The organism is Candidatus Falkowbacteria bacterium, assembly GCA_016699775.1.
In the GTDB taxonomy this organism is placed as follows: domain Bacteria; phylum Patescibacteriota; class Patescibacteriia; order Patescibacteriales; family Patescibacteriaceae; genus Patescibacterium; species Patescibacterium danicum.
This window is the reverse complement of sequence record CP065010.1, coordinates 615,096-627,468: the sequence shown is the minus strand read 5'-3', so window position 1 is coordinate 627,468 and position 12,373 is coordinate 615,096. Positions and strand designations below refer to the sequence as shown.

General features: G+C 37.3%; 12 protein-coding genes and 1 tRNA gene. 12 read left to right on the top strand and 1 reads right to left on the bottom strand.

Translation table 11 applies throughout. The annotated features are described in order from the left end of the window. Positions 1-40: 40 nt before the first annotated feature. The 8 genes from IPN41_03235 to IPN41_03200 all read left to right on the top strand — a co-directional run bounded on the left by IPN41_03235 (position 41) and on the right by IPN41_03200 (position 8,396). Complete coding sequence (locus IPN41_03235; protein QQS60116.1) at positions 41-1,423, top strand: cysteine--tRNA ligase; 1,383 nt, start codon at positions 41-43, stop codon at positions 1,421-1,423. A gap of 123 nt (positions 1,424-1,546) precedes the next feature. Beyond that, positions 1,547-2,020 carry a hypothetical protein gene (locus IPN41_03230; protein QQS60115.1) on the top strand — a complete coding sequence of 158 codons (474 nt, stop codon included), beginning with the start codon at positions 1,547-1,549 and terminating at the stop codon, positions 2,018-2,020. A gap of 138 nt (positions 2,021-2,158) precedes the next feature. Beyond that, positions 2,159-4,402 (top strand): type IV secretion system DNA-binding domain-containing protein, encoded by a 2,244-nt coding sequence (locus IPN41_03225; GenBank protein QQS60114.1) that lies wholly within the window; start codon positions 2,159-2,161, stop codon positions 4,400-4,402. Between the two features lie 213 nt (positions 4,403-4,615). Further along, on the top strand, positions 4,616-5,191 hold the full coding sequence (locus IPN41_03220) for a hypothetical protein (GenBank protein ID QQS60113.1): 576 nt from the start codon (positions 4,616-4,618) through the stop codon (positions 5,189-5,191). A gap of 195 nt (positions 5,192-5,386) precedes the next feature. Then, positions 5,387-7,036, top strand: coding sequence for a DNA polymerase III subunit gamma/tau (gene dnaX / locus IPN41_03215; GenBank protein QQS60112.1), 1,650 nt, complete (start codon positions 5,387-5,389; stop codon positions 7,034-7,036). 102 nt (positions 7,037-7,138) lie between these two features. Further along, positions 7,139-7,212 (top strand) — tRNA-Gln (locus tag IPN41_03210). A 130-nt stretch (positions 7,213-7,342) separates the two neighbouring features. Then, entirely contained in the window at positions 7,343-7,531 is a 189-nt protein-coding gene (locus tag IPN41_03205) for a helix-turn-helix transcriptional regulator (GenBank protein ID QQS60111.1), read from the top strand. A 178-nt stretch (positions 7,532-7,709) separates the two neighbouring features. Continuing rightward, the gene (locus tag IPN41_03200; protein ID QQS60110.1) at positions 7,710-8,396 is read left to right on the top strand and encodes a hypothetical protein; all 687 of its coding nucleotides are present in this window, start codon (positions 7,710-7,712) and stop codon (positions 8,394-8,396) included. A gap of 492 nt (positions 8,397-8,888) precedes the next feature. Here the strand turns inward: IPN41_03200 and IPN41_03195 are convergent, their stop codons facing one another. Beyond that, positions 8,889-9,191 (bottom strand): four helix bundle protein, encoded by a 303-nt coding sequence (locus tag IPN41_03195; GenBank protein QQS60109.1) that lies wholly within the window; start codon positions 9,189-9,191, stop codon positions 8,889-8,891. An 82-nt stretch (positions 9,192-9,273) separates the two neighbouring features. On the opposite strand from IPN41_03195, the gene IPN41_03190 reads away from it, so the two are divergent. The 4 genes from IPN41_03190 to IPN41_03175 all read left to right on the top strand — a co-directional run bounded on the left by IPN41_03190 (position 9,274) and on the right by IPN41_03175 (position 12,253). Continuing rightward, the gene (locus IPN41_03190) at positions 9,274-10,251 is read left to right on the top strand and encodes a group II intron reverse transcriptase domain-containing protein (protein ID QQS60108.1); all 978 of its coding nucleotides are present in this window, start codon (positions 9,274-9,276) and stop codon (positions 10,249-10,251) included. Between the two features lie 217 nt (positions 10,252-10,468). Next, complete coding sequence (locus IPN41_03185; GenBank protein QQS60107.1) at positions 10,469-11,011, top strand: ATP-binding protein; 543 nt, start codon at positions 10,469-10,471, stop codon at positions 11,009-11,011. Positions 11,012-11,016: 5 nt separating this feature from the next. Further along, a complete protein-coding gene (locus IPN41_03180) occupies positions 11,017-11,382 on the top strand; it encodes a cupin domain-containing protein (protein ID QQS60106.1) in 366 nt (121 codons plus the stop codon). Positions 11,383-11,482: 100 nt separating this feature from the next. Then, entirely contained in the window at positions 11,483-12,253 is a 771-nt protein-coding gene (locus IPN41_03175; protein ID QQS60105.1) for a hypothetical protein, read from the top strand. Positions 12,254-12,373 lie beyond the last annotated feature (120 nt).

Below are 12,373 nucleotides of genomic sequence, written 5' to 3'. Positions count from 1 at the left end.
CATAAACTCATCCAGTTAATCAACTAGGATGTTAGATCTCATGTCTTTGTTTCTCTATAATACACTCAGTCGAAGTAAAGAAGAATTCAAATCAATCGCCTCACCGGTTGGGTTATATACCTGTGGTCCGACAGTGTACCACTATGCTCATATTGGCAATCTGCGGACGTATATATTTGAAGATTTTTTAAAAAGAACTTTGCTCTATAATAATTTCCAAGTTGAGCATATCATGAATGTTACTGATGTTGGACATTTAGTTGGTGATCAAGATATGGGAGAAGATAAAATGGAGAAAGGAGCGGCTAGGGAAGGCAAAACAGCTTGGGAAATTGCTGATTTTTATTTGGCTCAATTCAAAAAAGATTTAATAGCCCTTAATATTATTGAACCGGCTGTTTGGTGCAAAGCTACTGACTATATTTCTGAACAAATTGATTTGATTACAATCTTACAAGAAAAAGGCTATACCTATCAAACTTCTGACGGTGTATATTATGATACTTCAAAATTTGCTGATTATAATAAATTAAGTCATCTTAACTTAGATGAACTTAAAGAAGGTGCTCGGGTTGAAAAAAATGATGAGAAAAAAAATGCTACTGATTTTGCCTTGTGGAAGTTTTCTCCAAAAGATCAGAAACGACAAATGGAATGGGAATCACCATGGGGAAAAGGTTTCCCCGGTTGGCATATTGAATGCTCGGCAATGAGTCTGCATTTTCTAAAAGATCATCTTGATATTCATTGTGGAGGTATTGATCATATAAATATCCATCATACTAATGAAATTGCTCAATCTGAAGCAGCCACGAATCAAAAGTTTTTCAATTATTGGCTACATGGTGCTTTATTAAATATCAGTGACTCTGAGAAAATGGCCAAAAGTGAGGGCAATATATTGCTATTAGAAAAAGTGACGGAAGAAGAAAAAGTTGAACCATTAGCTTTTCGTTATGCCTGTTTGCTAACACACTATCGCAAACCAATGACGTATAAACCGGAAATGCTTGGACAAGCTGCCACTGCTTTAAGTAATGTAAGACGATCTATAGAGAATTTAGGCGCTCAGATAGGGGAGATTGACTCATCATTTTCCGAGCAATTTACTACTGCAGTTAATGATGACCTTAATATGCCGCAAGCGGTAGCTATTTTGCAGGGCTTACTTAAGTCAGATCTTAATTCCGAAATTAAACTGGGGACTATTCAATCGTTTGATACTGTTCTTGGTTTGGATTTAATTAGAACCAATAATCTAGCAGAAGAGATTCCTTCTGAAATTCGTGAATTAGCCGCTGAGCGAGAACGAGCTCGTCTTGATCAAGACTGGGCAACTTCTGATGTTTTGCGAACCAAAATTCAGAAATTAGGCTATAGTATTGAAGATCATCCTGATGGGGTGAAGATTAGGAAAATCTAGTTTTCATTATAGTTTTGTAGTTTTTAATTTTATAATTTTTGTTCCTGATTTTGCAATTGCTCTTAAGGGCAATTTTTTGTATAATGTAAGTAATAATTCTTATAGAATAAGAAGTATATTTCTATGGCTGAACAGATAGTAATTAAGCCCGAACAATCCAAAGCTCCAACTACAGAAGGGACTGATCTTGAACGTGTCGCCTCGCCTGAAGTTCAGGCCAATAAAGCTGGCTCAGAGGCCACAGAATCGGCCGAGAAGGCAGTTTTGCCAACAAACATAGGTACGCAGTCAGTTAGTTCAACCACCAATCCAGTCGAAGCTCAACGCCTGGCTGATATTGAACGTATCTTGGAAGAAGATCTCTCAGAGATTTATTTTAAGCTACCTGAAGCTGATAAAGTAAAGTTTCGGGTGACTGGTGAGCAAACTGCTAAAGAAATTAATTCTTTATTATCATCAGCCACAGTTAAGTTAAAAAAAATAATTGAAGTTATTACCGGTTGGTTAAAATTAATTCCCGGGGTCAGCAAATTTTTTCTTGAGCAAGAAGCTAAAATAAAGGCTGATCGTTTGCTCAAACTACATAATCATGACTAGTCTATGGATTTTGGACAAGAACAATTAAACACCCAATCAACAATTCCATTTGAAGCAACTTTTGGCGAGCCGAGCCTAGAGCGGGTTTAGATTGTTTTTGGTGGGGGAAGGCTTTTATTAATTGTTGCTCTCTATGTCTTGCGCCGTGCCCTTACCGTTCGCTCAGTGTCTGATCATATTGTCTATTTAGTAAAATTACCAAAAGAACGACCAGAAGATAATAGTCAAGCAATGTCGGTGCAACAACTCCGAGAAGAAATCGCAAAAGGTGAGGGTCTATTCACTGCTATCGGTGGTCTAAAAGCCCAGCGAGGTGTAAGTCATTGGTTACGAGGTCGTAATGATCATTTTGGTTTTGAAATTGTGGCTCATAATAAAGTGATTGCTTTCTATGTGGTAGCCCCTCGTGAGCATAGAAATTATCTTGAACATCAATTAAATGCTATTTATCCTGATGCTGTTATTGAGGAAGTTCGTGATTATAATATATTTCGACCAAATAGTGTTATTGTGGCTGCCACTGCCCACACAAAATCCGAAAATATCCTACCCTTAAAAACCTATCAGAAAGATGATGCTGATCCTCTTAATTCAATTATTAATGCCATGTCAAAAGTTGGTGATCAAGAAGGTTTGTCTGTCCAGTATATTGTTCGTAGTGCCAGAGGGGATTGGCACAGCCGTGCTCGTCAGGTGGCTCATAAAGCTCAAGAAACTGGCTCATTGTCCGAAGCTCTTGGTTCTGGTTTTGCTAAAGAAGCTATGAGCATGGCTTCAGACATTGGAAAAACCTTGAAATCCCCTTCGCCAGTTGATAATAAAATTGTAAAAAAATTAAGCGCCAAAGAAGAAGAGGCGCTTAAAGGCATTGAAGAAAAAAATTCTAAAGCAGGACTTGATGTAAATTTGCGATTAATTGCCAGTGCACCAACGGAAACTCGGGCTCGGGCAATGATTAATGAATTGTCTGCTAGTTTTAGTCAGTATAATTATTATGAATATGGCAATAGTTTACAAGTCTCTTTGCAGAAAAATAGCACAAATATTATTAGGGATTTTATTTTTAGACGATTCAAAGAGCATAACTGTTTTATTTTAAACACTGAGGAAATGGCGAGCTTATACCACTTGCCCTTAAAAAATGCTGAGACGCCAAATATACTATGGTTAACCGCCAAACAAGCAGCTGCCCCTGTTAATTTGCCAACTGAAGGATTATTATTGGGAACCAATACTTTTCGCGGTGTTTCGCATGAAGTAAAAATAAAATCAGCTGATCGTTTACGTCATACATATATTATTGGTAAATCTGGTGTTGGAAAATCTTTCTTACTGGCTAATATGGCGATTCAGGATGTATTAGCAGGACATGGAATTTGTATGATTGATCCTCACGGAGATTTGATTGATGAAGTTTTGCTACGTGTTCCGCCTGAGCGAGCTGATGATGTAGTTATTTTTGCACCAGCGGATATTGAACGACCGTTGTCTATTAACCTATTGGAATTTGATCCACGCTATCCTGAACAAAAAACTTTTGTTATCAACGAAATGATTGGTATTTTTGATAAATTGTATGATTTGAAAGCAACTGGTGGTCCAATTTTTGAACAGTATATGCGTAATGCCATGTTGTTAATTATGAGTGATCCAAGCTCTGGTTCAACCTTAATGGAAATTCCAAAAGTCTTAGCTGATGCGGAGTTTCGTAATTTAAAATTATCACGTTGTAATGATTCAACGGTTGTTGATTTTTGGCGAAAAGAAGCGGAGAAGGCGGGAGGGGACGCTGCTTTGGCCAACGTTGTGCCCTATGTAACCTCAAAACTAACCTCATTTATTTCCAATGATATGATGCGACCAATTATTGGTCAGCAAAATAGTTCCTTTAATTTGCGAGATATTATGGATTCACAGAAAATATTGTTGGTTAAATTGCCAAAGGGAATTGTTGGTGAGTTAAATGCCTATTTACTGGGCATGATTATTGTCGGAAAAATATTAATGGCTGCCTTGTCGCGTGCAGATTTGGCTTCATCTGAGCGTAAAGATTTCTATTTGTATATTGACGAGTTTCAAAATTTCACTACTAATTCTATCTCGCAGATTCTTTCCGAAGCTCGTAAGTATGGCCTTGGTTTAATTGTCGCTCACCAGTATATTGGTCAATTAACAAACAAAGGTGACTCCTCAATCAAAGAAGCAGTCTTTGGAAACGTTGGGACCATAATCACTTTCAAAGTTGGTTCAGAGGATGCTGAGTTCCTGAAAAAGGAGTTTTCCCCAGTTTTTAACGAATATGACCTAATTAATGTTGAAAAATATACTGCGTATGTTAAGCTATTACTAGACCATGCTACCAGTCGCCCGTTTTCAATGTAGACGTTACAGTCGACCACAGAAAAGAGAGATGATATGCCTGGTAAACTAAAGCATTTAAGTCGAATGAAGTATGGTCAACATCGTGATAAAGTTGAAGCAGAAATTTTAGAAAGAAGTAAAATCACAGCTAGTTAGATTGATAATAATATATTAATTAATTATTTATAAAACAAAAGTACAAAAATAATATTTGTCTTTTATATAAAACAAAATATGGAAAATCAAAATCAAGAAGAGGGTTCAAGTAATAGTGAACAAGGAGTAGTAATCTCAAAACAAAAATTAATGGCCTTGCGTTCCTTGGCTTCAAACCTTCGCCAATCAAGCGACGCCTTAGGTGATTTTTTGTCAGGGCTTGGAGGTATGGATCATTTTATGCCTTATCAAACTGATACAGATCATGTTGCCCCACATATTGATAAAGTCATTGAAGGTGTTTTTGATGGCGAGAGAATGGTAGGTGCTGATGGCAAACAATATATTGTGCCAATTAACTATGCCTCAAAATCAAAACTTGTTGAAGGTGATTTGTTAAAATTATCAATTACTGATCAAGGCACAATGATTTATAAACAGATTGCTCCAATTGATCGATTACGTTTGTCTGGTGTTCTGGAGCAGTCTGCTACTGGTGAATGGACAGTATCAGCAGGTAATCGTCGTTTTAGAATTCTTGGTGCCAGTGTTACCTATTTCAAAGGCGAGAATGGTGATGAAGCTGTCGTTCTAGTTCCAAAAACTGGTGAATCAAGATGGGCTGCTGTTGAACATGTTTTTAAGAAGAGTTAGAAAAAGCTGTATGTCATCCCCGACTTGGTCGGGGATCTGGTCTATATAAACTCTGACGTTGACCTGGTCATCTATTAGTAATCCCTTTATTGTTATCCCGGATTTCCGTAGTATACGGCGCCGGGATGACTGTTTTTATAGCCTTGATTTATATCCTTGTCCAGGCTAAAATATACAGGTTATTACCTCCAATCTATGCCTACTCTCTATAGAAAATATCGTCCACAAACCTTTGCTGAAGTTGCCGGACAAGAGTCAATTAAAATGACTCTGTCTTTTGAAATAACTGCTGACCGATTGGCTCATGCCTATCTTTTTTGTGGTCCACGAGCTATTGGCAAAACGACCATGGCGAGGCTTTTAGCTAAATCTGTTAATTGTCAAAAACGTAAAAAGGGAAGTGCTGATCCGTGTAATGCTTGCCCAAGTTGTCTTGAAATTACTCAGGGAAATTCCTTAGATATTTCTGAAATTGATGCTGCGAGCCACACTGGCGTTGATAATGTTCGTGATTCAATTATCGCTGCAGCTCGTATTGCCCCATCTCGCTCAAAATATAAGGTATTTATTATTGATGAAGCACACATGCTTTCAACAGCTGCTTTTAATGCTTTATTAAAAATAATGGAAGAACCTCCTGTACACGTGATGTTTATCCTCTGCACTACGGAAGCTCATAAATTGCCATTAACGATTATCTCTCGTTGTCAGCGCTTTGATTTTAAAAAGATTGGTTATGCCGAGATTGTCAAAAAATTAACACGAATTGCGACCAGTGAAGATATTAATATTGAACCAGCAGTGATTGAAGCTGTGGCCAGACATTCTGGTGGACATATGCGTGATGCTGAGAGTTTGTTTGGGCAAATTATTTCCTTGGGAGGGGAGAGTAATTCACTCAAAGGAACAATGATTACCTTGGCTGAAGCTGAGTTAGTTATTCCTCGTAGTTTGCTCAAAGAAGCGATTACTTTTTTAGAATTTTTGATGATTAAAGATGCTTCGGGGGCAGTTGGTTATGTAAATCAATTAGTTGATGACGGCGTTGATTTGAAAATATTTTCCCAAGATGTTGTGGAAATGGCTCGGCAGGCACTGCTTGCAAAAATTAATCCTACGTCGGGTATAAAAACTGGTTTGGAGTTTGGTGATAGTATTGAAAGTAGATTGACTGATGTAACTGCAAAATTTGAGTTGGTTGATATTTCAACAATTATTGAACGGTTTAGTGTGGCGGGTAGGGAGATAAAAGACGCTCCGATTTCGCAACTACCTTTAGAACTAGCGATTGTTGATATTTGTTTTGGACCAACAGGTGAACCAAAAAGTCAGTACTCAACACCTTCGACTGTGCGTCCAAGTACCAAAGGTTCAGCACCCGCAGGAAATACTCTGAATAATCAAAATGTATCGTCTGGGCAAAGTTCGTCCGAAAATAAGCAACTAATGTTTACCCAAGCCGCCTTGAATGATGTTTGGCAGGAACTATTAATTCGGATTAGACAGCATAATCATTCTTTGGCTTTTGTCATTAAATCGTGTAACCCAACTGCCGGTGAGAATAATACCATCAGATTGGCTTTTAAATACAAGATTCATCATGATCGTTTAAATGACCCAGCTATTAAGGGCCTTGTTGAAGGTTTGCTTAAGGATATCTCAGGGCAATCTGTGAGTATTATCCCAGTCCTTGACCCAGAGGCAATTATCATAGATACTATGAAATCAGATGTCTTGGACGTAGAGCCAGCAACAATAGCCAGTGCAGCGGTTGAAGCGGCTGGTATTGATTCGTCAGCGATTGATAATTTACTCAAGACGTTTGGTGGGAAAGTAGTGGGGTAATTTACTGAGTTAAATGTTTATAAGGTGTAAAGTAATTATGTTTATAAAGAAAACTTCCTAGCTTTATAAACTTTATAACTTTTAACCTTATAACTTTATTAGTGCGGGATCGTCTAACGGTAGGACTCCAGGTTCTGGTCCTGGCTATCTAGGTTCGAATCCTGGTCCCGCAGCCAACTTGAGCTAGCACGAGGTGCGTACCCATCTCGGGCGCCCGGGACGCTTAGCAAAACATCCTTAAATTAGAGGGTGTTTTGTTGTATTATAATACAACAAACTATGATATAATTATGATATAATATTGTTATGAAAGATGATTCAAAGAAATTAGGAAAAAATTTAAAAAAAATCAGAGTAAAGACAAATATTACTCAGGAAGAAGTTGCTAAAAAGTTAGGGGTCGACCGATCTTTTATTAGTAATATTGAAAACGGAAAAACCAATCCGACTCTTTCAACTATTAGTGAGCAAAAGGAAATAATAGGGAAGTGGTAGTTGGTTGGTTGCATAATATCGCATATATTCTCAGATTATCTAGGTTATTCTTAATAAATAAGCCATTTTTAAGGATATATTGACAAAGTTATAGATATATGATATAATATTATCCATAAGATTATTCTTATACCTGCCCTAGCAGAATCTAGGAATTCTTTAACAAGGAGAATAACTGATGGATAATAACATCGGCGTAGATCCGAAACGTGTTTTCGGCCTACATACAGACTTGGTTGCTAAAATTAACGCAGCCGCATCAAAAGGCGACGAGCTTACAATTTTAAATCTGGAAGCCTGCCTCAAAGCTAATGAAGAACAAAAAAAGTTCAACGTAAAAAATGTTCTAAAACAGGATTTCCCTGTAATAGACAGACGCTTTGGTGGAGCTATGACAGAGTTCAAGTTTACAGTTCCTAGTGATTATAATCACGAAGAACAGCTCAAAGCTTTCGGCAAAAAGTATAAAAAGGAATTCTATTTTTACAACAGCGACATTACTGACAAGAACTTTGCCAAAGTAAGTAATAAGCTTATACCGGGCAAAACTTATACTGTAAAAATATTTCCAATACTGCAAAACGTATCATCAGAAGATTGCATGACATTCTTAAAGAAACAGAACGCAATTTTCGTGGGTGCTCAGGGCATTTCTTTGCTGCGTGATGTAGATAAAGAAAAATTCCCAATCGGCAAATGGACAGTTTCCTTTGATGAAAAGGAAAATCTCTGGAAAGACGCTGACGGTGGCCACGGGGTACCGCTCGTGGGTCGCGGCTCGGGCGGTGTCTGGAGGTTCGACCTCGGTTACTTCGGGTTTCAGTGGGGTTCCGTCGACTGCTTGGTCTGCTTCTGCGACTGTTAAGTTCTCAGTCACTGAGATACTTTGCAAGTTTACTGCTCTTAAAACTTTTGAACCTTTGTGCGAATACATCAAGTATTTGCCAAGGGTTCATTTTTTTATCCTTGCGAATAAGTGAAATATCATTTTATAATGAAAATGGATAGTAGATGTCAGGCATGGCTAGGGCTCTGTCGGTCAAACTCTCGTATACAAAAAAGGCGAGTTGCTCCTCGGATATGTCTTGGGAGCGAGAGCGATTGTGTATGTAAAAATCAAATCAGTCGGTGCGACGCGCTCAGGAGTCAAGACTCCTACTGCAATACAGGAAACGGCCGGTGCTATTTCCAGTGATATAGACGGTGCGTCGTACATTGCGCTGACGGTAACCACAGGGTACCGAACGTGAATCGCAACTCGGACGGTGACTGGAAGTTCAACCTCGGTAACTTCGAGAATCAGTGGAATTCCAACAACTGCTTGGTCTGCTTCTGCCACTTATTTGATTTTCTCCCATTATCTTTTAGTGGGAGTTTTTTCTACCAGGCTTTTCTTCCAGCCGCCAAGCATGCGACCAACTTCGTCGAGCCTCAAGGTCAGCTCGCCATATAGTTTGTGAGGAATAGTTTTTTGCTCCCAACCAAGCTGCAAAAAGAATTTTAATAAGTCGCATTTCCCGATAGCATGTGTTACGAGCGACAGTTTTTCGAATTTATCAAATGCAAAACTTGATTGAAAAATTAATTCCAATAAGGAAAGAAATATCTCGTCAATTCGTCCGCCGATCGTATAACGGTCAAGACGTTTTATATGCACCAAATATTCGTGCCAGGAATAGTAGACTTCCTTGGCGCGAAGCAGTACAGTTGGGGATTGTAGTGGGGGGGGCGAAATTAGTTGTATGTTGGGACATAAATATGAAAATATTATCTCGATTGATAATTTGCTCACAACGTGGGAGCGGTTTTTGCGCGGCAAAAGAAATAAAAAAGATGTCATCCTGTTCCAGGCTCACCTTGCTGATAACATAGCAGGTTTACACCGAACACTCAAGGATAGAACATATATTCATGGTTCATATTCAGCCTTTAACGTTTCTGATCCGAAGCCAAGAAATATCCATAAGGCAAGCGTACGAGATCGGGTATTGCACCATTTAATCTATAAAGAATTATATCCATATTTTGAACAACAATTTATCTACGATTCCTACTCATGTCGTGAAGACAAGGGGACACATCGGGCGATTGACCGTTTCAGATATTTTGCAAGGAAAGTATCAAAAAATAATACAAGGACTTGTTATATCTTGAAATGCGATATTAAGAAATTTTTTGCCAGCGTCAATCACGACAAGTTGCTTACTATACTAGAACGTCACATAGAAGACCCTGAAATAATTTTGCTTGTTAAAAAAGTGCTCGTTAGTTTCAATTCCGGGCAGACGGGCATCGGTCTGCCTTTGGGAAATCTAACCTCGCAGCTTTTGGTAAACGTCTATATGAACGAGTTTGACAGGTATGTAAAGCAAGAATTGCGGATAAAATATTATATTCGCTATGCGGACGATTTCACTGTCTTTTCTGATGATAAAGCATATTTACAAAAAACGCTTATAGAATTTGAAAAGTTTCTAAATACTAAATTATATTTGCGTTTACATGAGTATAAGGTTTGTATTAAAACTTACGCCTCGGGAGTTGATTTTTTGGGTTGGAGGCATTTTCCGAATTATCGGCAAATCAGATCGGCTTCAAAGCGAAAAATTATTAAAAAGATGAAAGGATATCCTCGGCCCGAAACAGTTAACGCTTATAAGGGACTATTGAAACACGGAAATAGCTATAAGGTTCAAAAGCAAATAGGCCTAGTGAAATAAAGGGAATTAGGGAAAAGGTTACATTGGCCTGTAACTTTATAGACTGATCCTGTGTCACTATTGTAACTTTTCGGTAGTGCTCAGGGAGCGTCGTTATGATAAGATAAAAGGACTAAGAAAAACCTTACAGGGCTTGACCGATTACGGTTCTAGCTCGAAGTGGCCAGCTAAGTTGAGTGTGTTCTGGTGAACGAAGTTGCTTGTACCATTATTTTTTATGAAAAGGAATAAATTTATCATTATTTCTGGTTTTTCCGGGTCAGGAAAAACAACTTTAGCTAAATATCTTTCCAAGCATCTTAAAATTCCTTCTTTTTCTAAAGATGATATCAAAGAGGAGCTGTTTAATACGCTTGGATGGAGTGATAAGGAATGGTCGCTTAAATTAAGTGTGGCTTCAATAAATTTATTATATCTAATTCTAGAGAAAGAGTTACAAGTCGGAAAGCCAGTAATTATTGAGGCAAACTTTAAATCTAATGCAAAAGCTTCTCTTAATAAGTTAATCTCTTCATATTCAGCGGAAGTGTTAGAGTATCATTGTGTTGCTTCATTTGAAGTACTCTCTGAGAGAGTCAAGGTTCGGGCAGAAAGTGGTGAACGGCATCCAGGACATGATAAGGTTCTTATGGGAAAGATTGATAGTGAGTCTATGAAGGCGTTAAAAATAGGAGAGATGGTTGAAGTTGACGCTAATGATTTTTCAAAGATTAATTACTCAGAGTTACTTGAGAAAGGAAATATCTTTCTTAATAAATAAGACACATGCCACCATTCAAAATCGGAAAAATTAAAACTCAGATGACAGAGAAGCGAGGATGGCTTGTTGGTCAATTCATGAAAGATCCAGAATTTAAAGATGAGAATATCGAGATTTACTATAAAACATTTCCAGTTGGAGATACAGACGACAAGCTACACTATCATCCAGAAGGAAAAGAGTATATGGTTGTGCTTGCTGGCAAGGCAAGATTTCGAATAGGTGATGAATTATTAACGCTTGAAGAAGGGGATTACATTGCTATACCAAGTGGCACCTCAGATCAAATAGTCGAAGTATTTGAAGAATTTACTATTATAGGAGTTCGTTATCCAAGTATTCCAAACAACAAAGTTTTTATTGAAGGATAAAACGATCAGGTTCAAGAATATTAACTCTTTAAGAAACAATAGATCTCTTGAAACTACAAAATAAACTATCAATCAACAATTTAGATTTGTAATAAAATATATGCATCAAGAATCAATACATTCTAGAGGAGAAAAGGTTAATGTGCCTGCATTTGAGGAATCTTCTGATATTATTAAAATAATTGAAAAGAAATACAACTTAGAGTCAAGTGAACAAGAAAGGCAATCATTTGATAATTGGCTTTCTAAACAACCTGAAAGTTCGTTTGAAAAACCTATTCAAATTGAGACTATTAGTGACCTAATGAAATATTTACCTGATAGCGGAAATTATACTGAACAAAAGGTAAATATATTTTTTCACAATGACCATTTTTCTGAGTCTGACCTGGATGAAATTTTAAGAACTCATGCAGGGAAAGGTGCAAATTTTGAAATTTCAGTAGTTCAGCATAATGACAAAACTATTTCCATTGCAATTGGCAATAAAGCAAGGAATATTAGCACGCCTACTGAAGGTGATTTTTTTGGTCATTATCATCCAAAGCTTAACTATGAAAAATCCGAACAGCTCCCAGAAGCTTTTGTAAAAGGATTACTGCCAAGCCCCGGTGATATTAAAGGATGGATTAATACACCATTGCAAATAAACAAAGGTACGAGAATATATTCACAGAATGGGTATTGTGAGATTAGCCTTGGAACAGGACCAGTAGTTAGTGAACAAATAGTAAATGAATATAGACAAAAATATTTTAAGTTATTTCTAGGTGAAAATATTTTAGATTGGCAGAACAATAAAGATATTAAAGAGTTTTTTAAGTCTAATTTTAATCTTAATATTGAGTTTTATTATACAGAGTTGCAGTAAATTTATTATTGCATCACTAAAAAGCCAAAGAGAATGAACTACAAAAGTTAGATTCCATGAGGATTCTGACTTTTTTATCAAGAAAATAAACAAAGGAAAATTATCAGTCCTAAGAGTATA

Excerpts from the sequence above, each read along its gene's own strand:
- IPN41_03235 (QQS60116.1), top strand. The coding sequence starts at position 41 with ATGTCTTTGTTTCTCTATAATACACTCAGTCGAAGTAAAGAAGAATTC.
- IPN41_03230 (QQS60115.1), top strand. The coding sequence starts at position 1,547 with ATGGCTGAACAGATAGTAATTAAGCCCGAACAATCCAAAGCTCCAACT.
- IPN41_03220 (QQS60113.1), top strand. The coding sequence starts at position 4,616 with ATGGAAAATCAAAATCAAGAAGAGGGTTCAAGTAATAGTGAACAAGGA.
- dnaX (QQS60112.1), top strand. The coding sequence starts at position 5,387 with ATGCCTACTCTCTATAGAAAATATCGTCCACAAACCTTTGCTGAAGTT.
- IPN41_03205 (QQS60111.1), top strand. The coding sequence starts at position 7,343 with ATGAAAGATGATTCAAAGAAATTAGGAAAAAATTTAAAAAAAATCAGA.
- IPN41_03200 (QQS60110.1), top strand. The coding sequence starts at position 7,710 with ATGGATAATAACATCGGCGTAGATCCGAAACGTGTTTTCGGCCTACAT.
- IPN41_03190 (QQS60108.1), top strand. The coding sequence starts at position 9,274 with ATGTTGGGACATAAATATGAAAATATTATCTCGATTGATAATTTGCTC.
- IPN41_03185 (QQS60107.1), top strand. The coding sequence starts at position 10,469 with ATGAAAAGGAATAAATTTATCATTATTTCTGGTTTTTCCGGGTCAGGA.
- IPN41_03180 (QQS60106.1), top strand. The coding sequence starts at position 11,017 with ATGCCACCATTCAAAATCGGAAAAATTAAAACTCAGATGACAGAGAAG.
- IPN41_03175 (QQS60105.1), top strand. The coding sequence starts at position 11,483 with ATGCATCAAGAATCAATACATTCTAGAGGAGAAAAGGTTAATGTGCCT.